This window comes from Enterobacter sp. 198 (assembly GCF_009025585.1).
GTDB lineage: Bacteria > Pseudomonadota > Gammaproteobacteria > Enterobacterales > Enterobacteriaceae > Enterobacter > Enterobacter ludwigii.
The window spans coordinates 69763-91490 of record NZ_WCIM01000017.1; the positions used below are offsets into that span (position 1 = coordinate 69763).

Sequence of the window (21728 nt, forward strand, 5' to 3'; positions counted from 1 at the left end):
CTCCGCTATCCCGTTAAGGCTTCCTCACCACTGGCACATCAATACTCTTCAGAATATCGACAAACACCGACGGCTCCTCTTTGTTGAACAGCAGCCACACGCGATGACGCGCGCGGGTCATCGCCACGTACAGCAAACGCCGCTCTTCGGCGTCCGGAAAATCTTCCGGGACCGGCAGTAATGCCTGTTCCATTACCGACTCTCGTGCCGGAGCCGGGAAACCATCGCTCCCCTCTTTAAGCCCCATCACTATCACATAGTCGGCCTGCTGTCCTTTGCTGGCGTGGATGGTCATAAAATCGAGCTGCAGCTTCGGCCAGCGGGTCGCGGCTTTTTCCAGCGCCGCAGGCTTAAGATGGTGATAGCGTGCCAGCACCAGAATACGTTCATCCGGCTTCGCATAGCCGCTCAGTTTGTCCAGCAGCGGCTCCAGCTGATCGTCCGCCAGCAGGGTAACGGCTTTTTTGTCCCCGGCCCGGAGGCTATTTAGCGGTTTTGCCAGCTGATGCGGGTTCTGCTGGATAAAGCGGTTAGCAACTTCACCAATCCGGGAATTAAAGCGGTAGGTGGTATCCAGATCGCTGCGATCGCCTTCGCCAAAATAGTGATGGAATGCAGTCGTCAGGGAGAGCTGTGCCCCGCTGAAGCGATAGATAGCCTGCCAGTCATCGCCCACCGCAAACAGCGAGGTATGTTTATTTTGCGCCCTTAACGCCGAGAGCAGCGCGGCACGTTGCGGCGAGATATCCTGGAATTCATCCACCAGGATATGCTTCCACGGGCTGACAAAACGGCCCTTCTCAAGAATGATAATGGCCTGATGGATCAAACCGGAGAAATCGACGGCATTTTCCTCTTTCAGCGCGGTTTTCCAGGCTTTCAGCATCGGGGCCATCAGCTTAACCCGCTTCGAAAACAGGGCGCGGATCGTCTCCGGCGCGCTTTCAATCATCTCGGCTTGCGATCCGCCGTGCATCCGCATCAGGCTAACCCAGCGGTCGAGGCGAGAGCCCAGGCGACGAGCCAGTTTTTCATCCTGCCAGAAATTGCCTTCCGGTACGTCCCAGTTGAGTTCTTCTTCCAGCCACTGACGCCACCCTTTAGCCTGCGCCTTTTTCTCACTGCACTGCTGACGCCACGTTTTAATGAACAACGCCTGACGCGCCTGCGTGTCGTTTTCCAGCTTGCTGATGGCAGGCACTTTTTTACTGCCCTGCTGAATGATATGCAGCGCCAGGGCATGGAAGGTTCTGGCGGTAATATCCCGGGTATGCAGGCGTTCCTGTATGCGTTCGTCCATCTCCTCGGCTGCCTTACGGCCAAACGCCAGCAACAGTATCTGGTCGGCAACAGCCTCACCCGTTGTCAGTAGCCAACCCGCACGGGCCACCAGCACCGACGTTTTGCCGCTTCCGGCACCCGCCAGCACCAGCAGGGAGTGCTCGCCGTTAACCACGGCGCGCGCCTGTGCAGGGTTAAGCGGTGAAGATTCAACCGTGCTGAAAAAGTCGGCATAACGGGTCAGCATGGCATCTGTCCACGCCTGGTTGTGCGCCAGCCGGCTCTTGTCTGTATCGCCAAGCCAGGCCTGACACTGACGCCAGGCGTCACGGCAATTGTCGAACTCGTCAAGACGCGTCACGGATAACGGCAGTGCCGCCAGCGCCTGCCTGATCTTTTGCTGCAACCCGGCCGTCTGCTGGCGGGTGAGCCACGTTTGTTGCTCGTTACTTTGTGCAATATCGTTCAGTACCTGCTGCAGTACCTGAGCGGCAATCACGCTCATATCCTGGCTCCACTGCTGCCAGAGCATATTCAGGTGATGATGGAAGCGCTGGGTCTCAGCCCACTCGGTACCGTGAAGGCGCACGACTTTATCGTCAGGCAGGACAAACTCCAGTTCTCCCCAGACCAACCCGCGTTTACAGTGGATAGCCAGCAGTTGATTAAACGGAATGAGGTATTCGTGGCGTTCTCCGGAGACTTTCACTCCGGCATTAAGGAGGACAACCCTGTCGTAGGGGTGTTGCGCCAGGCGTTTGCCTAATGATGTTGCTTTCAGTTCCATGTCCAGCCGAATCCACGAAGAGATAATTTACCTGACAGTTTAACTGCCAGTTTTAAGGTGCTCCAGCCTAAAAAAACGTTACAATCACTGGGCGTTAATCATATCGAAAGGAACTGAGGGTTTATGCGTACTGTTCTGAATGTTTTGAATTTTGTGTTAGGCGGTTTTGCCACCACTCTTGCCTGGCTTTTTGCCACGCTGGTGAGCATCGTCCTTATTTTTACGCTCCCCCTGACCCGCTCCTGCTGGGAAATCACCAAACTCTCTTTCATCCCGTACGGGAATGAAGCCGTCCACGTTGACGAACTGAACCCGGAAAGCAAAAACGCACTGCTGAACACGGGAGGCACGGTTCTCAATATTCTGTGGCTGGTTTTCTTCGGCTGGTGGCTGTGTGTGATGCATATTTTTGCCGGTATTGCCCAGTGCATATCCATTATTGGTATTCCGGTGGGGATCGCGAACTTTAAGATTGCCGCCATCGCGCTTTGGCCAGTCGGGCGCAGGGTCGTTCCGGTAGAAGTGGCACAGGCGGCACGTGAAGCAAACGCGCGTCGTCGTTTTCAGTAAATAAGGACTGGCCGTGCTTATGCTAAGCCCACTGCTTCGCCGTTATACCTGGAACAGCATCTGGCTTTATAACGTCAGAATATTTATCGCACTGTGCGGCACGGTTGCTCTGCCGTGGTGGCTGAATGACGTAAAACTCACCATCCCGCTCACGCTGGGAGTGGTTGCGGGGGCGCTGGCGGATCTGGACGATCGCCTTGCCGGGCGCCTGCGTAATCTTGTGATTACGCTGGTCTGTTTTTTTATCGCGTCAGCCTCCGTGGAGTTGCTCTTCCCCTGGCCCTGGCTGTTTGCCATTGGCCTTACGCTCTCTACCAGCGGGTTTATTTTGCTTGGCGGCCTTGGGCAGCGCTATGCCACTATCGCCTTTGGTGCCCTGCTGATCGCCATTTACACCATGCTGGGTGTTTCCCTTTACGATCAATGGTACCAGCAACCCATACTGCTGTTGCTGGGGGCCGTCTGGTATAACCTGCTGACGTTAACCGGGCATCTTATTTTTCCGGTTCGCCCTCTTCAGGACAACCTTGCCCGCAGCTTTGAGCAACTGGCCCACTATCTTGAGCTAAAATCCCGGCTCTTCGATCCGGATATCGAGGAGGAGAGCCAGTCTCCGCTCTACGATTTGGCTCTGGCCAACGGTCAACTGGTCGCCACACTTAACCAGACGAAAGCCTCACTGCTTACCCGTCTGCGGGGCGATCGCGGTCAGCGCGGAACGCGAAGAACCTTGCACTACTATTTCGCGGCTCAGGATATACATGAGCGTGCCAGCTCCTCGCACGTTCAGTATGCTGCCCTGCGCGAGAAGTTCCGCTACAGCGACGTGATGTTCCGCTTCCAGCGCCTGCTGTCGATGCAGTCTCAGGCGTGCCAGCAGCTGGCACGCTCCATTTTGCTGCGTACGCCCTATCAACATGACCCGCGCTTCGAACGCGTATTTAGCCATCTTGATGCGGCGCTCGATCGCGTTCAGGCCAGTGGAACGTCGCCGGAACATATTAAAGCACTGGGATTTTTGCTGAATAACCTGCGGGCGATAGATGCTCAGCTGGCTACCATTGAATCCGAGCAGGCGATGGCGCTCCCCGATAAAGATGTGGAGAATCAGCTTGCTGATGACAGCGTGCATAGCCTCAGCGATATGTGGCTGCGACTGAGCCGCAACTTTACGCCGGAATCGGCACTGTTTCGCCATGCGGTGAGGATGTCACTGGTGCTGTGCGTGGGTTATGCCATCATTCAGATAACCGGGTTACATCACGGTTACTGGATCCTGCTGACCAGCCTGTTTGTTTGCCAGCCAAACTATAACGCCACCCGCCACCGCCTTGCGCTACGTATTATCGGTACGCTGGTGGGCGTCGCTATTGGGCTGCCGGTGCTCTATTTCGTGCCCTCTGTCGAAGGCCAGCTGATCCTGATCGTGATCACCGGTGTGTTGTTCTTCGCCTTCCGTAATGTGCAGTATGCGCATGCCACAATGTTCATCACGCTGCTGGTGCTACTCTGCTTTAACCTGCTGGGTGAAGGATTTGAAGTGGCCCTGCCCCGCGTGATAGATACGCTGATTGGCTGCGCTATCGCCTGGGCGGCGGTCAGTTTTATCTGGCCGGACTGGCGGTTCCGTAATTTACCGCGTGTGGTAGACAGGGCGATGAACGCGAACTGTCGATACCTTGATGCCATCCTTGAGCAGTATCATCAGGGTCGCGATAACCGTCTGGCTTATCGTATCGCGCGTCGCGATGCGCATAACTGTGATGCTGAACTGGCTTCGGTAGTCTCTAACATGTCCACGGAGCCTCGCGCCACGGCAGAAATTCGGGAAACGGCTTTCCGCCTGCTCTGTCTGAACCATACCTTCACCAGCTATATTTCGACGCTGGGTGCCCACCGTGAGAAATTGACTCACCCGGCCATCCTCGCCCTGCTGGATGATGCCGTATGCTATGTCGATGACGCGCTTCATCACCGACCAGCCGATGAGCCTCGCGTCCAACACGCGCTGGATGAACTGGCTCAGCGTATTAAGCATATTGACCCGGGAAGCGACAGCAAAGCACCGCTGGTTCTTCAGCAGATTGGCCTCCTTATCGCTCTGCTGCCAGAAATTTGCCGACTGCAACTGCAGATCGCTACCTGGAGGAGTGATTCTCCTGTGGCTCAGGCAGCGCATTAAACCACTCCGTTAACTCCCGGCGAATTCCCGCCGGGAGTGCCGCTTCATGAAGTCCGGCGATGGCCCCTTCCAACGCGAAGAGCACTTTAATGCTGAGCGCTTTATTCTTCGCCCGCATCTTCAGCCAGCTCGCACGGGCACCCAGCTCCCGCAGCGTCTCTTCATCAGTGATTCCGGCTTCAAAGAGCAGCACTTCAAGCTGAAAGGTGAGATTGGGCAAGTCCTTGAGGCGGTTTCGCCGATCACGCTGCGAACGCTCTTTTCGTGCCGCATTGAGCGCGAACGAGGAGAGCTGAAGCAGTCGTTCTCTGTCCTGCCACAGTCCGTCATCGACACGATAATAATTGAGCAGCACCGGACGACCCCGTTTCATCAGGGTTAAGAATGACGAGGCATTTTTTACACAGTATTTTGCACTTTCCTCACAGGCCCGGAGATACAGTTCCCCATCGGAGACCATAGCGAAGACGGCATCATCTACGGCCAGGGTATACCCCCCGAACAGCGCACGATGGTGGATTTCACCTAAGGGTGAAAGGTATTCCTGGGATTTATAAATCCGTTCATAAGATATCTTTTTCATGATATTTCCCTTCAAAATCATAAAGTAACAACGAAATTTCTTACTAGCGGATCCGTTAGCAGGAAAATAGGCAACTTATCGTCGTTGAGCAAGATGATTTTTCCAGGCGCATCAATAATGAATGAATTTTGCGAGTCGCTTTCCGAAAATGAGGTTGATCTTTATGCATACAGGGGTTACTGTATATCCATACAGTAACTACAGGGCTGGAATGAATATGTACACTTCAGGCTATGCAAATCGCTCAACCTCTCTCTCTTCTTCCGCTGGCAATGTCACGCAGAATTCCACCGGGCGTGTTTCGACAGGGCTTATCAGTGAAGTGGTTTATCGTGAAGACCAGCCCCTGCTCACTCAACTTCTGCTGTTGCCGTTATTACAACAGCTTGGTCAGCAGTCGCGCTGGCAGCTTTGGCTGACGCCTCAACAAAAACTGAGCCGTGAATGGGTGCAGTCCGCAGGCCTGCCGCTGACAAAGGTCATGCAAATTAACCAACTCTCTCCCTGCGATACTGTGGAATCGATGATCCGGGCGTTACGTACGGGGAATTACAGCGTGGTGATTGGATGGTTATCCGACGAATTGACCGATGAGGATCATTTTCGACTGACTGAAGCGGCTGAAGAAGGTAGTGCGATCGGGTTGATCATGCGTCCGGTTCGACCAGATTCTTATCGCAGAGGACAACTTTCTGGCCTAAAAATTCACTCAAATTTGTATCATTGAGGAAAATTAAGATTATTCCTGGAATTTTTTTTGACCACAAGATGCGATTTTAGTTCCAGGCGCCAAAACTGCGGCAAGGCTTGTCTGGTGCGGTTCTCCTTAATTTTATTGCACAAAACTCGTTCGAAAAATGTTAAATAATCGGTATACGGAACTTTTTTTTTCATATGCCTGACGGACTTCACACTTGTAAGTTTTCAGCTACGTTGTAGACTTTACATCGCCAGGGGTGCTCGGCCTAAGCCGAAGATATCGGTAGATTTATATTTGACCACGCCCCCCGGTGAAGGATTTAACCGTGAATCTCTATTGAGACCTTCATGGCGAATTTTGGATGATAACGAGGCGCAAAAAATGAAAAAGACAGCTATCGCGATTGCAGTGGCACTGGCTGGCTTCGCTACCGTAGCGCAGGCCGCTCCGAAAGATAATACCTGGTATGCAGGTGGTAAACTGGGCTGGTCTCAGTTCCATGACACCGGCTGGTACAACAGCAGCCTGAACAACGATGGCCCTACTCACGAGAGCCAGCTTGGTGCAGGTGCGTTCGGTGGCTATCAGGTTAACCCGTATGTTGGTTTTGAAATGGGTTACGACTGGTTAGGTCGTATGCCATACAAAGGCGACAACGTAAACGGCGCTTTTAAAGCTCAGGGCGTACAGCTGACCGCTAAACTGGGTTACCCAGTAACTGACGATCTGGACGTGTACACTCGTCTGGGCGGCATGGTATGGCGCGCTGACTCCAGCAACAGCATCGCTGGCGACGACCATGACACCGGTGTTTCCCCAGTATTCGCTGGTGGCGTTGAGTGGGCTATGACCCGTGATATCGCTACCCGTCTGGAATACCAGTGGGTTAACAACATCGGCGACGGCAACACCGTTGGTGTTCGTCCGGACAACGGCATGCTGAGCGTAGGTGTGTCCTACCGTTTCGGCCAGCAGGAAGATGCAGCGCCAATCGTTGCTCCAGCGCCGGCTCCAGCTCCAGAAGTACAGACCAAGCACTTCACTCTGAAGTCTGACGTTCTGTTCAACTTCAACAAAGCTACCCTGAAACCAGAAGGTCAGCAGGCACTGGATCAGCTGTACACCCAGCTGAGCAACCTGGATCCTAAAGACGGTTCTGTAGTGGTTCTGGGCTTCACCGACCGTATCGGTTCTGACGCTTACAACCAGAAACTGTCTGAGAAACGTGCTCAGTCTGTTGTTGATTACCTGATCTCTAAAGGTATCCCAGCTAACAAGATCTCCCCACGTGGTATGGGCGAAGCTAACCCAGTTACTGGCAACACCTGTGACAACGTTAAAGCTCGCGCTGCACTGATCGACTGCCTGGCTCCAGATCGTCGCGTAGAGATCGAAGTTAAAGGCATCAAAGACGTTGTAACTCAGCCAGCGGCATAAGTTATCGTCTTATAAAAAAACCCCGCACTGCGGGGTTTTTTATTATCTGAATCTCAAGTAAACAAAAATCTATTTCTTACCCAACAGAGCCTGAAGATCATTCTTCAGCGTCGACATCTGGTTGGCGTACTTCTCTTTATGCTCGGCATCTTCAATCAACTGCACTATCGTTTCTGACAGCGTTTTCCCACGCCGTTGCGCAAGCCCTGCCAGACGTTGCCAGACCATAAACTCAAGGTCGATGGATTTTTTGCGAGTGTGCTGATGCTCCGCATTAAAATGCCGCTTGCGACGCGCACGAATAGTTTGCTTCATCCGGTTTAACAACGCAGGATTAATGTGTTTCTCAATCCAGCCGTTAACCTGTACCGGTTCATTTTCGAGGGTCAGCAAAATATCCACGGCTTCTTGCGCTGCGCTGGCTTCGATGTAGCAGGTGATCAGCTCCCCTTCACGGTGCTTTTTGACCAGGTACTTCCATTTCCAGCCGCTTTCGAGATTTTCCAGTTGTTGATATTTCATTGCGATCTCAGTGTTACCACGTAACTCTGTTCAGAATATCAGTTTTTTGGCAATCTGCTGAAAAGAAATCATATCCTGTGAGTGAATGCAGCCAATCACCCTGCCGAAATGCCCAATCCTGCTTGGGTAGAGCCCCCCGCTTACGGTATACTCCACGCTTTTACATCTAACTAAAAAACATCAACTTTGACCATTACGAAACTTGCATGGCGTGACCTCGTTCCGGATACCGAGAGCTATCAGGAACTGTTTGCACGACCCGATCTCGCAAAAGAACACGAATTCATCCTTAGCGATACGCAACCCCGTTTGCATTATGCGCTGGAGCAGGTGTTAAGCCCCTGGGCAACATCACCCTTCATGATGCTCAAGGCCCCGGAAGAAGCGGAATATCTGACGCTTCTGGGTGATGCCATGCGCCAGTTGCGACCGCAAGCGAACGCCGTCTTTGGCGGCCAATATCGTATCGCGGGACATGATGTCACATTCGAACCGGCAGAGCAGCCCGACGACCGCTTTGCTGCCAGGGGTGAAGTGATTACCGCTAACTGGGTCGAGGCTGAACAACTCTTTGGTTGTCTGCGCCAGTTTAACGGTGAGCTCTCGCTGCAACCTGGGCTGGTGCACCGCGCGAATGGCGGCGTACTGATCATCTCGTTGCGCACCCTCCTCTCACAACCTCTGCTGTGGATGCGCCTGAAAACGGTGGTTAGTCAGCAGCGTTTTGACTGGGTTGGCTACGACGAGTCTCGTCCCCTGCCCGTCTCAGTTCCTTCAATGCCGCTGTCGCTGACCGTGGTGCTGACGGGTGATCGTGAATCGCTGGCTGACTTCCAGGAGATGGAGCCCGAACTGGCTGAGCAGGCGGTCTACAGCGAATACGAAGATAACATCCAGATTACCGATGCCGATGATATGGCACAGTGGTGCCAGTGGGTGTTGAGCGTTGCGGAACGTTTCGCACTGCCAACGCCGGCCGCCGACGCCTGGCCTGGTTTGATCCGCGAAGCGGTTCGCTACACCGGTGACCAGGAGACGCTGCCGCTCTGCCCGCTCTGGATAGGCAAGCAACTACGTGAAGTGGGTGTCGTCAGCGGTAACGGCGCATTCACCGGTGAGCAGCTTACCCAGATGCTGGCGCAGCGTGAGTGGCGTGAAGGCTATCTTGCTGACCGTATGCAGGATGAAATTCTGCTGGAACAAATTCTGGTTGAGACCGAAGGCGAACGTATCGGGCAGATCAATGCCCTGTCGGTGATTGAATTCCCCGGCCACCCGCGCGCTTTCGGGGAGCCTTCCCGTATCAGCTGCGTTGTGCATGTCGGTGACGGTGAGTTCACTGATATTGAACGCAAAGCCGAGTTGGGCGGCAACATTCACGCTAAAGGCATGATGATCATGCAGGCGTTCCTGATGTCAGAGCTGCAGCTTGAGCAGCAAATCCCCTTCTCCGCCTCGCTGACGTTTGAGCAATCATACAGTGAAGTCGATGGTGATAGCGCCTCTATGGCGGAGCTGTGCGCCTTAATCAGCGCCCTGGCAGAAGTGCCAGTTAATCAGAACATCGCGATCACCGGCTCGGTCGATCAGTTTGGTCGTGCGCAGCCAGTGGGTGGTCTGAACGAAAAGATTGAAGGCTTCTTCTCGATTTGTCAGCAGCGTGGGTTAAACGGCAAACAGGGGGTGATTATTCCTGCCCCTAACGCGCGCCATTTGAGCCTCAGCCAGGACATTCTGGATGCCGTGGAACAGGAACAATTCACCATCTGGGCCATCGAAGGCATTGATGATGCACTACCCTTACTGACAAACCTGGTATGGGACGGCGAAGGGCAAACAACCCTGATGCAGACTATCCAGGAGCGCATTGCTCAGGCGACGCAGCAGGATGCTCGTCATCGTTATCCCTGGCCGTTACGCTGGTTAGGCTGGTTTAGTTCAAACTGATCGGACTTGTTCAGCGTACACGTGTTAGCTATCCTGCGTCCTTCACTAAAATAAGGCTTACTGAGAACATGGTAGATAAACGCGAATCCTATACAAAAGAAGACCTTCTTGCCTCTGGTCGCGGTGAACTGTTTGGCGCTAACGGCCCACAGTTACCGGCCCCGAACATGCTGATGATGGACCGTGTCGTGAAAATGACCGAAACCGGCGGCAACTTCGATAAGGGTTACGTAGAAGCAGAACTCGATATCAATCCGGACCTGTGGTTCTTCGGTTGCCACTTTATTGGCGATCCGGTAATGCCTGGGTGTCTGGGTCTGGATGCAATGTGGCAGCTGGTTGGCTTCTATCTGGGTTGGCTGGGTGGTGAAGGTAAAGGCCGTGCGCTGGGTGTGGGCGAAGTGAAATTTACCGGACAGGTTCTGCCTACTGCGAAGAAAGTGACCTATCGTATTCACTTCAAACGCATCGTTAACCGCCGCCTGATTATGGGCCTGGCAGATGGCGAAGTGCTGGTAGACGGTCGTCAGATTTATACCGCAAACGACCTGAAAGTGGGTCTGTTCCAGGACACTTCCGCGTTCTGATTTCGCGTTGAGCGACCCCATAAAGGCGAAACCTCCGCAGTGCGGAGGTTTCTTTTTTTGAAAGAGACGTTATCAGGCTATGAGTGCCCTGTCGCCGATGGCTTCTCGCCAGCCTCCAAGCCATTGTGACCTTTGATTTATCGTCTGATAAGGACACATTTCTTTAGATCGTCCAGCGATGCCGGCCTGATAACCACGTTGATGAGCCCGTTCCAGGCGATCTCGTTTCTGTCTCTTCATGCCTCGTTTCCCTCATTCTTTTGTCTGGTGGAAAGAAAACAGTGTCTGCACAAACTTGCGCAGGCACAGATAACGAATACCCCGAATTAGTCGCAGCGTCAATGTTCAAAATTCATACGGGTGTCATATTTGTGAGCTACCTGGAAGATCATTTGTACAAAAATTGTGACCCGGCACAAGTAACGGTCTGAAGTGAAACTGAAAAAAAAACCGCAATCAGCAACAGGCCGACTGCGGTTTTTACCGATGAATTTTACTTATGGCAGCCGGGAAATCTCCCTGGCGATGCTGGCCGACTCTTGCGCCCACCCCTGGGCCAGCACTTTCACCATTTCATCGTAGCCATCTTTCTGCTGTTTCAGCTCAAGATGGAAAGGACGCTTAATCATCTGGCCCTGATGGTTCAGCAACCACTCTCCGCTAATCACCACCGCACCGTCATAACGGCCATGGAAACCCGTAACCGTGACGTTCAGCGTATCCTGGTCGTTACCCAGCGGCTGCGACGCGACAACCCAACCCGGAAGCTGGCTGCCCAAATTGGCCACCAGCGTGTTGCGCAGCTGCTGATCCAGCGGGCTGGCCCACAGGTTGTTTGTCGCAATCACGTATTTTACGTCGCTGGTCTGGTAGACCACGCCGTTGCCTGCCAGATAATCCGGCACGGCAACCTGCTCAACCCACAGCAGACGGTTTCCCTGACTGGCGGTACTTTGTACCCCGTTTTGCGCTGCAAGAGGCAACTGATAGTAGCTCTTGTTCTCCACGCCTGAACTGCACGCCGTTAACAGCAGAGCGCCAACCATTAATAGCCATTTATTCATTCTTTTGCCCTCTTAGGCTCAGGATCCTTTTTATCTTTCGCTTCGAACACCAGCGCGTTGCTCTTCTCATTGAGCGTTTTCAGAACCGGCTGCAGTTCACGCAAGACCTGATCAAGACGTTGCATATCTGCCACCATCTTGTTGTACGCCGCCGAGCCAGGCTGGAAGCCCTGCATACTGCGGTTAAGCTCACGCAGCGTTTTCTGCATATCCTGCGGCAGCTGCTGCATACTCTGGCTTGCGGTGATCTTGTTGATGTTATCCAGCGTAGTTTGCAGACGACGCATCGTTGCCTGGCTTTCGCTGAGCGAACTGGTCGCGGCTTCAATCATCGGATTCAGTGGCAGATTGTTAATCTTATCCAGTGTCTCCATCAGACGCTGCTGGATCTGTGCCAGGCCGCTGCTCACCGTCGGGATGATCTTATAACCACCGAACTCCCGGATACCGGTAATCGGCGGGGCTTTTGGATAGAAGTCCATATCCACATACAGCGCACCGGTCACCAGGTTGCCCGTCTTCAGCGACCCACGCAGACCCCGGTTCATCAGTTCGGTAATATGCGTACCAATATCCTGATTCTCGCCAATCTGGTTGAGCAGACGTTCCGGCTCAATGCGAATCAGCACCGGAATGCGGTAATCGTCATCCAGTACCTGCTGCAGACCCGGTACAAAGAACGGAACTTGCCCCACCGTACCCAGGCGAATGCCGCGGAATTCAACAGGGGCGCCCGGCTGAAGGCCGCGGACGGAATCTTTAAAGAACATCAGGAAGTCGATGTGATCGGTATAGAGTGCGTCCTGAATGCTGCGTTGATCGTCAAAGAGCCTGAACGCCGTTTTCTCTGCAACCGGCTGTCCCAAATCTTGCCCTTCCGGCACATCAAAACTTACACCGCCACCAAACAGCGTGGTCAGGGAGCCCATCTCCACGCGCATTCCCGCTGACGTCAGATCAACCGCGATCCCGCTGTCCTTCCAGAAACGGACGTTGCTGGTGACCAGCCGATCGTTTGGCGCGTTGATGAACAGCTGATAGCTGATGGTGCGCTTTTGCGGATCAAAGGTACTTGTTTCAACCGATCCCACGCGATAACCGCGGAACAGCACGGGATCGCCCGCCGTTAACTGGCCCGCTTTTTTACTGTCCAGGATCACGCGGATGCCTTTCGCATCTGGCGGCGCAAGCGGTGGCGAGTCAAGAAGCTGGTATTGCGCCGGCTGGCTTCCTTTTTTACCCGGCTGCAGTTCAATGTAGGCACCGGAGAGCAGCGTACCTAAGCCGCTGATCCCTTCACGTCCTACCTGCGGCTTGACCACCCAGAAAGCAGAATCACCGTGCAGCAGTTTTTCCATGCCCGCGTTCAGGCGTGCCTTGATTTCCACATGGGTTAAATCGTCGGTCAGGGTTGCGCTTTCAACCACGCCCACATCGACGCTACGGCTTTTGATGGTCGTTTTACCGCCCTCAATCCCCTCGGCATTGGTGGTGATGAGCGTCACTTCCGGTCCCTGATGGCTGTAATGATAAAACAGGATCCATGCACCGATCAGCGCGGTCACGATGGGGAAAATCCACACCGGCGACCAGTTTTTGACCTTCTGCACTTTCGCCTCTCCACTCTTATTTTCCATGCTCTTACTGTTCCTCATGGCTTGATTCAGGCTCACGATCCCACGATAAACGAGGGTCGAAGGTCATGGCCGCAAACATGGTCATAATAACAACCAGCGCAAACATTAATGCCCCCATCGCGGGATAAATACTCATCAATCCGCCCATCCGCACCAGTGCAGAGAGAACGGCAATAACAAACACATCAATCATTGACCAGCGTCCAACAAACTCGACGACTTCATAAATCAGGTGCATGCGTTCGCTGTCGCGTTTGCCATGGCCTTTCGCATCCCAGCAGAGCCAGGCAATAGCGATCATTTTTAACGTGGGTACCATAATACTGGCAATAAAGATCACCCCCGCAACGGGATAGGAGCCTTCACCCCACAGCAGTATTACCCCGGCAAGGATTGTCGAGGGCATTTTGTCACCGAGCAAATCGGTGATCATAATCGGCAGGATATTGGCCGGCAGGTACAACATGATGGAAGTCACCAGCAGCGCCATTGTCCACTGCAGGCTATTTTTACGTCGCACATATCCTTTTGTTTCGCAACGCGGGCACACATCCAGTTCGGCTGGCAGCACAGCGGTGCAGCATGGGCAAGAACGAAGCCCCTGGCGGATGCCTGGCACCCCCACCTTTACCGTCTGCACCAGCCTCGGTGCCGGCGCGATATCGTCCCACGCCCAACGTCTGTCCACACACTGGAAGGCGCGCAGTTGCAGCACGCAATACAGACACCAGGGTACAAAACTGCTGCCGATACCCACATCGCCATACGCCATCAGTTTGACGAAACTGACCAGGATACCTGCCAGAAAGATTTCGGCCATGCCCCAGCTTTTTAACTGGAACAGGATACGCGCGAGCCAGATTTTAAGCGCGAGGGGCATCGCGACGCGGTTCACCAGCAACAGAATGACGATCAGACAAAAAGCCGGGACGATCTGTACGAACAGGAGGAAAAAGGTGCCGAGGCTGGCATAGTCTTCCGAGAACATAACCCCCGGAATTTCAAGCAAATCGACCTGGCTGGTCATCCCTCCCACCTTCATATAAATGAAGGGGAAGAGATTGGAAAGCAGCAGCATGAACAACGCCGCCAGCGCATAAGCAGTGGGACGCTGCCTTGGTGCGTCCCACTCGGTTGTCAACGTCGTACCGCAACGGGGACACAGGGCTTTATGTCCGTGACCAAGCTCTGGCAACGCCACGAGCATATCGCATTGAGAGCATAATATATGCCTGTCGGCATGGTGCTGGTCACACATATTGTATCCCTGTTTATGCGCCGTTCTTCAGAGACTCAAGGTACTCCCAGCGCTCAAATGCTTCTTCCAGGGCTTTTTCAGCCGCGGACAGTTCTGCCAGTACTTTTTGAGTATAGTCATGCGATTGGGTAAAGAATGACGCATCAGCGACCTGCGCCTGCAGATCTTCAAGTGCGGCTTCCAGCTCTTCAAGACGCTGAGGGAGTCCTTCCAGTTCGCGCTGCAGGTTATAGCTTAGTTTAACCGAGGTTTTCTTGACAGTTTCTGCTTTTGTTACAGCAGGTTCGGAACTGGTTCTGGATTTAGCCTGTTTTAGCGTCTGAGACTGCGACTGCTGTCCTTTCGCATCGTGATAGCCGCCCACATACTGTCCGATTCGCCCTTCACCTTCGAAGATCCAGCACTCGGTCACGGTGTTATCGACGAACTGACGGTCGTGGCTTACCAGCATCACGGTTCCCTGATAGCCGTCGATCAGCTCTTCCAGCAGTTCGAGCGTTTCCACGTCCAGGTCGTTTGTTGGTTCATCGAGGATCAGCAGGTTACTTGGCTTCAGGAACAGACGTGCCAGCAGCAGACGATTTCGCTCACCGCCTGACAACGCGCGTACCGGCGTCAGCGCACGTTTCGGATGGAACAGGAAGTCCTGCAGGTAGCCCAGCACATGGCGCGGCTTACCGTTAACCATCACCTCTTGTTTACCTTCCGCCAGGTTATCCATCACCGTTCTGTCCGGATCCAGCTCCGCACGGTGCTGGTCGAAGTAAGCCACTTCGAGCTTAGTCCCGCAGTGAATGCGGCCGCTGTCAGGCTTCAGCTGATCCAGCATCAGCTTCAACAGCGTGGTTTTACCGCAGCCATTCGGCCCGATCAGCGCGATTTTATCCCCACGCTGAACCTGTGCGGAGAAGTCTTTCACCAGCACTTTGCCATCAACCTGATAGTTGACGTTTTCCATTTCGAAGACAATTTTGCCGGAACGGGAGGCCTCTTCAACCTGCATTCTGGCGCTGCCCATCACTTCGCGGCGCTCGCTGCGTTCACGACGCATCGCTTTCAGCGCGCGAACGCGGCCTTCATTACGGGTACGACGAGCTTTGATGCCCTGACGGATCCAGACCTCTTCCTGCGCCAGCTTGCGGTCGAATTCAGCGTTCTGCAACTCTTCCACACGCAGGTTTTCTTCTTTCTCCAGCAGATAGGTATCGTAATCGCCAGGGTAGGTCACCAGCTTGCCGCGATCGAGATCGACAATACGCGTGGCCATATTGCGGATAAACGAACGGTCGTGGGAGATGAAGATAATGGTCCCGTTGAAGGTTTTGAGGAACCCTTCCAGCCAGTCTATCGCTTCGATATCCAGGTGGTTCGTCGGTTCATCCAGCAGCAGCACTTTCGGCCCGCTGACCAGCGCGCGGCCAAGCGCAGCCTTACGCAGCCAGCCGCCAGAAAGCGCCGACAGCTCCATGTCCGGTTCCAGTCCGAGCTGCGCCAGCACTTCATTGATGCGGTTTTCGAGCTGCCACAGACCGTGGTGATCGAGCATCTCCTGCACTTTCGCCAGTTCGTTAAGATTCTTGTCGCTCGGGTCGGTCATCACCAGGTGAGAAATCTCGTGATAACGCTTCAGGTATTCGGCCTGCTCAGAGATACCTTCGGCAACAAAATCGTAAACGCTGCCGGTCACGTGACGCGGCGGATCCTGCTGCAGGCGAGAGACGATAAGATCCTGCTCGTAAACAATACGCCCGTCGTCCAGGCCCTGTTCGCGGTTGAGGATTTTCATCAGCGTGGATTTACCCGCGCCGTTACGGCCGACCAGACAAACGCGCTCGTTGTCCTCGATGTGCAGTTCTGCATTGTCGAGAAGCGGCGAGTCGCTGAAAGAGAGCCACGCGCCGTGCATACTAATTAAAGACATGTATTATTCCTTTCAGACCGCGGAGATCAACCAGCAGTTATGGATCTGACGATTACGGGCAAAGTCCTGGGACAGCGTTTTTTGGCTAATTTCTTGTGCTTTCAGTCCCAGAGCAGCCAGCCCCTCATGATCCATGCGGAAGCCGCGTTTGTTATTCGAGAACATAATGGTACCGCCCTTACGCAGCAGGCGTTTCAGGTCGGTCATCAGGCGCAGGTGATCGCGTTGAACGTCAAAGCTATCTTCCATACGCTTGGAGTTAGAGAACGTTGGGGGATCGATGAAGATCAGATCAAATTGTTCGTCCGTTTCGCGTAGCCAGCCCAGCACGTCAGCCTGCATCAGACGATGCTGACGCCCGGTGAGACCGTTCAGGCGCAGGTTACGTTCTGCCCATTCCAGGTAAGTACGGGACATATCCACCGTGGTGGTACTGCGCGCGCCGCCAAGGCCAGCATGCACACTGGCGCTGCCGGTATAGGAGAACAGGTTCAGGAAGTCTTTACCCTTGCTCATCTGGCCCAGCATGCGGCGGGCGATACGGTGGTCAAGGAACAGACCGGTATCCAGATAATCGGTCAGGTTAACCCACAGGCGCGCGTTGTATTCGCCCACCTCGATAAAGTCACCCTTCTCACCCATTTTCTGATACTGATTTTTCCCTTTCTGACGCTCACGGGTTTTCAGCACCAGTTTGTTAGGCGCAATGCCCAGCACCGAAATCGTTGCCGCAATCACGTCCAGCATACGCTGACGCGCTTTTTGTGCATCAATCGTTTTTGGCGGCGCATATTCCTGCACCACAACCCAGTCAGCGTAACGGTCAACCGCCACGTTGTACTCCGGCAGATCGGCATCATACAGGCGATAACATTCGATACCTTCCTGTTTCGCCCATTTTTCGAATTTCTTCAGATTCTTACGCAGGCGGTTAGCGTAATCTTCCGCCACACCCGATGGTTTACTGTCCGCCGCTTTCTCGGCCAGATGGTAGTTTTTCTGCACGCAGTCCAGCGGGCCGTTTTTCGCCTTAAACTGGCGTTCGGCACGCAGTTGCAGACAGCTCAGCAGTTCTGGCGAGGCGCTAAACAGCGACAGGTTCCAGCCGCCAAAGTCATTTTTCATATTACGGCCCAGCAGGCTGTGCAGGGCAATCAGCGCCGGTTCGCTATCAAGACGCTCGCCGTAAGGCGGGTTGCTGATAACGGTACCGTATGGGCCTTTTGGCAGCGGATTGGTCAGGTTCGCGACGTCTTTCACCTCGAAGGTGACCAGCTCGCCGATACCGGCACGGCGGGCGTTGCTGCGCGCACGCTCAATGACGCGTGAGTCGCTGTCAGAGCCGTAGAAATGGGAGGTGTACTCCGCCAGACCTTTACGTGCACGGGTCTGCGCTTCGTCTTTGACTTCTTTCCACAGCGCCTCATCGTGCTGCGCCCAGCCACTGAAGCCCCAATGGCCGCGGTGCAGGCCCGGTGCGCGGTCGGTGGCCAGCATAGCGGCCTCAATCAGCAGCGTACCGGAGCCGCACATCGGATCGAGCAGCGGTGTGCCTGGCTGCCAGCCGGAACGCATCACGATGGCGGCGGCGAGAGTCTCTTTGATGGGCGCCATACCGGTACGATCGCGATAACCACGCAGGTGCAGACCCGCGCCGCTCAGATCCAGAGAGATACTGGCGGTGTCGCCGTTGAGCCAGACGTTGATCCGCAGATCGGGATTTTCACGATCGACGTTTGGGCGTTCCTTATTTTTACGCGTGAAGCAGTCCACAATGGCGTCTTTAACGCGCAGGGCACCGTACTGGCTGTTGCGGATCTCATCGTTCACGCCATTAAAGTGCACGGCAAAGGTGGCATTTGGGGAGAAGATCTCTGTCCAGTCGATCATCTGTACGCCGGTATAGAGGTCAAGGTCGCTGTAAACCTTGCACTCTTTCATCGGCAGCATGATGCGTGATGCCAGACGGCTCCACATCAGGCTCTGGTAAATAAGCCGTGTGTCGCCCTCAAAATGGACACCACCCTGAACCACCTGGCACTCTTGCGCACCCAGGGTTTCCAGTTCAGTTTTTAACAGCTCTTCCAGCCCACGGGCCGTACTGGCAAACAGAGAATTCATATCGTCACTTTTACTCTTAGAAAATTGTCGCGCATTATAGCTAATATGGCGTGTATGTCATAAAGTTGAAGGCTTATTTTCATTCGAGGGGCTGTGCAGTGGCGACGTTATCCAGGCTTTTTATTCATCCGGTGAAATCCATGCGCGGGATCGGCGTTTCACACGCGCTGGCCGACATGAGCGGATTTGCCTTCGATCGTATCTTTATGGTCACCGAACCTGACGGTACGTTCATTACCGCACGCCAGTTCCCACAAATGGTTCGCTTTACCCCTTCCCCGCTTTATGACGGTTTGCATCTCACCGCGCCGGATGGCTCCAGCGTGGTGATCCGCTTTGCTGATTTTGCGCCTGTCGAAGCGCCAACGGAAGTGTGGGGCAATCATTTTACCGCGCGCATCGCCCCGGATGACATTAACCGCTGGCTGAGCGGCTTCTTCTCCCGGGATGTGCAGCTGCGCTGGGTCGGCCCGGCGCTGACGCGGCGCGTTAAGCGCCACGAGGCGGTCCCGCTCTCTTTCGCGGACGGCTTCCCCTTCCTGTTGACTAACGACGCCTCCCTGCGCGACCTGCAGCGTCGCTGTAAAGCCAGCGTCCAGATGGAGCAGTTTCGTCCCAACCTGGTTGTTACAGGCGCTGACGCCTGGGAAGAGGATACCTGGAAGGTGATCCGTATCGGCAGCGTGGTATTTGATGTCGTGAAGCCCTGCAGCCGCTGTATCTTTACCACCGTCAGTCCCGAAAAAGGCCAGAAACACCCTTCCGGCGAGCCGTTAAAAACCCTGCAGTCATTCCGCACAGCGCAGGACAATGGCGATGTGGATTTCGGCCAGAACCTCATTCCGCGCTCAAGCGGCGTCATCCGCGTGGGTGACGAAGTCGAAATTCTCGCCCGTGGACCCGCAAGAGTGTATGGCGCAGGTCAGGAAGAAGAGTTCGTCGACGTTGAGACGCCAGCCAGCTCGCCCGTAGACATTCACTGGCAGGGCACCGTTATCCGCGGCAACAATCAGCAGGTTTTACTTGAACAGCTGGAACAAGCGGGGATCCGCGTACCTTACTCCTGCCGGGCAGGCATCTGTGGGTGCTGTCGAATCAAGCTGGTCGAAGGGGAAGTCAGCGCGCTGAAAAAATCCGCGATTGGCGATGATGGTACAATTCTGTGCTGCAGCTGTATTCCGAAAACGTCGGTACAGCTGGAAGCTTAAACGGCCTGCTCGAGGCTGAAAGCGTCTACGCGTTGCTGCGGTTTCAGCCTGTCATTCATTACCTTAATGGCATCCCCCAGTTGCATCGTCCGCCCGGCAATGGTCACTCCGGGCTGGGCCAGCAGACAGAGTGCGGCATTTTCGCCAGGCTCAACCACCAGCAGGCTCACCTCTTCAGCGGTATCGCTCAGGTTTACACTCGCCGCATCGCCGGTGGCGGGGGTCCAGTTCATGCTGTGCGGTAAAAAATGCCAGCTTTTCGGCATTTGCGGTTTCAGGAATCGAATGGCCACTAACGCGTTTAATACCAGTTCGGCGCGCTGCTCTTTAGAAAGCACCAGGTCGCGGCATTTTTCTTCAAAGGAGAAATAAAGCGCAGCGTCGTCAACACAAAAGCCTGACGGGGAGAAAGCGTCCGGGGTTAACATTCGGCGAGCAAAACGGGAACGAAACAACATACCATTGGCTAAATCGAGCATCATGCGATCATGCTCGTCACAAAAATACCAGCGCCAGTTATCGTCAGGTTTAATTCGCATGTTTCTCTCCCGTCCCCAAACTTCCTGTACTAAAAATGTCCTGTTCGCCGCTTCGTTTATAACACCATTAATAAAAGACTATAATGACTAAATAAGCAACAATGACGGAATATAAAACAACCAGGGCTGGAAATAAAGCCCTGGTTGTCTGATAAAGAGAAAAGATTAGATATGAGTAACGATTTCTTTAATCAGCTGCGGTCCTTTAAAAATAAAACCGGAATAGATTTGCACCAGTGAGGCACCCGCCGCCATCTTCTCGCGAGCCGCAATCACGGAGTCGATACCACCGACGCCAATAATCGGCAGTCGTCCTTTTAATTCTGCTGACAGGGCACGAATAATTTCTGTGCTTTTTAATTGTACCGGACGTCCACTTAACCCACCCGCTTCGTCACAGTTTTTCATTCCCTGAACGAGCGAGCGATCGAGTGTGGTATTGGTCGCAATCACTCCGTCAATATTATGGCGAACTAAACTGTCGGCAACCTGGATCAATTCTTCAGCAGAAAGATCCGGTGCGATCTTAACCGCGACCGGAACATATTTATGGTGGATCGCCTGGAGCTCATTTTGTTTATTTTTAATGGCACTCAGAAGATCGTCCAGTGCTTCGCCATATTGTAAAGAGCGCAGACCTGGGGTATTTGGTGAGGAAATATTCACCGCAATATACCCCGCGTAGGCATAGACTTTTTCCATACAAATCAGATAGTCATCTTTACCCTGCTCTACCGGCGTGTCTTTATTTTTGCCAATATTGATGCCTAATACACCATCAAAATGGGCTTTTTTTACGTTCTCAACAAGGTGATCAACGCCGAGGTTATTAAAGCCCATGCGGTTGATCAGCCCTTCGGCTTCGACCAGGCGGAACAGACGCGGCTTATCATTACCTGGCTGCGGACGCGGCGTGACGGTACCGATTTCGATGGAGCCAAAGCCCATCGCGCCCAGGGCATCAATGCACTCACCATTTTTATCCAGACCCGCCGCAAGACCCAGCGGATTTTTAAAGGTCAGGCCCATGCATTGCACAGGTTTTTCCGGCACGTTTTGACGCACCAGTGCGGCCAGCGGCGTTCCGGTAATACGACGTAACTGCTGGAATGTTAATTCATGAGCGCGCTCAGGGTCGAGCTGGAAAAGGGCTTTACGAACGAAGGGGTAGTACATGAACTCTCCTGGATTCCCGGTGTGCAAACCGGGAGGGGATTATGTGCGATCCGGCCCGGAAAGGGAATTGACCTGTGGCAAAAAAAACTCCGTTAGACGCAATCGTTTACCTCGCAGCCCCGTTCTTATGCGCTTTTTCGCATTTTAATTGCAGATAAATCATTTAGTGGAATAACCGGGCAGTGTCACACTCCTGAAAATTGTTATG

18 protein-coding genes are annotated in these 21728 nt (G+C 53.9%); 7 read left to right on the plus strand and 11 right to left on the minus strand.

What is annotated here, in order from left to right:
• Nucleotides 1–13: 13 nt before the first annotated feature.
• Nucleotides 14–2068, minus strand: coding sequence for a DNA helicase IV (helD, locus tag F8561_RS09680; protein WP_151887376.1), 2055 nt, complete (start codon nucleotides 2066–2068; stop codon nucleotides 14–16).
• Nucleotides 2069–2191: 123 nt separating this feature from the next.
• On the opposite strand from helD, the gene F8561_RS09685 reads away from it, so the two are divergent.
• Both F8561_RS09685 and yccS read left to right on the plus strand, forming a co-directional pair.
• The gene (locus F8561_RS09685; protein WP_025204535.1) at nucleotides 2192–2638 is read left to right on the plus strand and encodes a YccF domain-containing protein; all 447 of its coding nucleotides are present in this window, start codon (nucleotides 2192–2194) and stop codon (nucleotides 2636–2638) included.
• A 19-nt stretch (nucleotides 2639–2657) separates the two neighbouring features.
• Nucleotides 2658–4820 carry a YccS family putative transporter gene (gene yccS, locus F8561_RS09690; RefSeq protein ID WP_151887377.1) on the plus strand — a complete coding sequence of 721 codons (2163 nt, stop codon included), beginning with the start codon at nucleotides 2658–2660 and terminating at the stop codon, nucleotides 4818–4820.
• Here yccS and F8561_RS09695 read toward each other — a convergent pair.
• Nucleotides 4777–5403 carry a TfoX/Sxy family DNA transformation protein gene (locus tag F8561_RS09695; RefSeq protein WP_020884792.1) on the minus strand — a complete coding sequence of 209 codons (627 nt, stop codon included), beginning with the start codon at nucleotides 5401–5403 and terminating at the stop codon, nucleotides 4777–4779. The genes yccS and F8561_RS09695 overlap by 44 nt on opposite strands.
• A gap of 217 nt (nucleotides 5404–5620) precedes the next feature.
• Here F8561_RS09695 and sulA point away from each other — a divergent pair, with 217 nt between their 5' ends.
• Together sulA and ompA are read left to right on the plus strand one after the other, a co-directional pair.
• Nucleotides 5621–6130, plus strand: coding sequence for an SOS-induced cell division inhibitor SulA (sulA, locus tag F8561_RS09700; RefSeq protein WP_025204536.1), 510 nt, complete (start codon nucleotides 5621–5623; stop codon nucleotides 6128–6130).
• A gap of 354 nt (nucleotides 6131–6484) precedes the next feature.
• On the plus strand, nucleotides 6485–7540 hold the full coding sequence (gene ompA, locus F8561_RS09705; RefSeq protein WP_020884794.1) for a porin OmpA: 1056 nt from the start codon (nucleotides 6485–6487) through the stop codon (nucleotides 7538–7540).
• Between the two features lie 69 nt (nucleotides 7541–7609).
• Here the strand turns inward: ompA and matP are convergent, their stop codons facing one another.
• A complete protein-coding gene (matP, locus tag F8561_RS09710) occupies nucleotides 7610–8062 on the minus strand; it encodes a macrodomain Ter protein MatP (RefSeq protein ID WP_014169429.1) in 453 nt (150 codons plus the stop codon).
• Between the two features lie 186 nt (nucleotides 8063–8248).
• On the opposite strand from matP, the gene F8561_RS09715 reads away from it, so the two are divergent.
• On the plus strand, nucleotides 8249–10009 hold the full coding sequence (locus F8561_RS09715) for an AAA family ATPase (RefSeq protein ID WP_047955309.1): 1761 nt from the start codon (nucleotides 8249–8251) through the stop codon (nucleotides 10007–10009).
• Between the two features lie 68 nt (nucleotides 10010–10077).
• Nucleotides 10078–10596, plus strand: coding sequence for a bifunctional 3-hydroxydecanoyl-ACP dehydratase/trans-2-decenoyl-ACP isomerase (gene fabA, locus F8561_RS09720; protein ID WP_014169427.1), 519 nt, complete (start codon nucleotides 10078–10080; stop codon nucleotides 10594–10596).
• Nucleotides 10597–10668: 72 nt separating this feature from the next.
• Here fabA and rmf read toward each other — a convergent pair whose 3' ends face one another.
• The 6 genes from rmf to rlmKL form a co-directional block, all read right to left on the minus strand.
• A complete protein-coding gene (gene rmf / locus F8561_RS09725; protein ID WP_013097261.1) occupies nucleotides 10669–10836 on the minus strand; it encodes a ribosome modulation factor in 168 nt (55 codons plus the stop codon).
• Between the two features lie 257 nt (nucleotides 10837–11093).
• The gene (pqiC, locus tag F8561_RS09730; protein WP_025204538.1) at nucleotides 11094–11660 is read right to left on the minus strand and encodes a membrane integrity-associated transporter subunit PqiC; all 567 of its coding nucleotides are present in this window, start codon (nucleotides 11658–11660) and stop codon (nucleotides 11094–11096) included.
• Complete coding sequence (gene pqiB, locus F8561_RS09735; protein ID WP_020884796.1) at nucleotides 11657–13297, minus strand: intermembrane transport protein PqiB; 1641 nt, start codon at nucleotides 13295–13297, stop codon at nucleotides 11657–11659. Before pqiB ends, pqiC begins: the two co-directional genes overlap by 4 nt.
• 4 nt (nucleotides 13298–13301) lie before the next feature.
• Nucleotides 13302–14555 (minus strand): membrane integrity-associated transporter subunit PqiA, encoded by a 1254-nt coding sequence (gene pqiA, locus F8561_RS09740; RefSeq protein ID WP_151887378.1) that lies wholly within the window; start codon nucleotides 14553–14555, stop codon nucleotides 13302–13304.
• A gap of 13 nt (nucleotides 14556–14568) precedes the next feature.
• Complete coding sequence (locus tag F8561_RS09745; protein WP_151887379.1) at nucleotides 14569–16476, minus strand: ABC transporter ATP-binding protein; 1908 nt, start codon at nucleotides 16474–16476, stop codon at nucleotides 14569–14571.
• Nucleotides 16477–16488: 12 nt separating this feature from the next.
• Nucleotides 16489–18597, minus strand: a complete 2109-nt coding sequence (gene rlmKL / locus F8561_RS09750) for a bifunctional 23S rRNA (guanine(2069)-N(7))-methyltransferase RlmK/23S rRNA (guanine(2445)-N(2))-methyltransferase RlmL (protein WP_014169422.1) — start codon at nucleotides 18595–18597, stop codon at nucleotides 16489–16491.
• A gap of 98 nt (nucleotides 18598–18695) precedes the next feature.
• On the opposite strand from rlmKL, the gene F8561_RS09755 reads away from it, so the two are divergent.
• Nucleotides 18696–19805 (plus strand): YcbX family protein, encoded by a 1110-nt coding sequence (locus F8561_RS09755; protein ID WP_025204540.1) that lies wholly within the window; start codon nucleotides 18696–18698, stop codon nucleotides 19803–19805.
• On the opposite strand, the gene zapC is transcribed toward F8561_RS09755, so the two are convergent.
• Both zapC and pyrD read right to left on the minus strand, forming a co-directional pair.
• Nucleotides 19802–20344, minus strand: coding sequence for a cell division protein ZapC (zapC, locus tag F8561_RS09760; RefSeq protein ID WP_025204541.1), 543 nt, complete (start codon nucleotides 20342–20344; stop codon nucleotides 19802–19804). The two genes, F8561_RS09755 and zapC, sit on opposite strands and share 4 nt — an antisense overlap.
• 165 nt (nucleotides 20345–20509) lie before the next feature.
• Nucleotides 20510–21520 (minus strand): quinone-dependent dihydroorotate dehydrogenase, encoded by a 1011-nt coding sequence (gene pyrD / locus F8561_RS09765; protein ID WP_151887380.1) that lies wholly within the window; start codon nucleotides 21518–21520, stop codon nucleotides 20510–20512.
• Nucleotides 21521–21728: the final 208 nt, after the last annotated feature.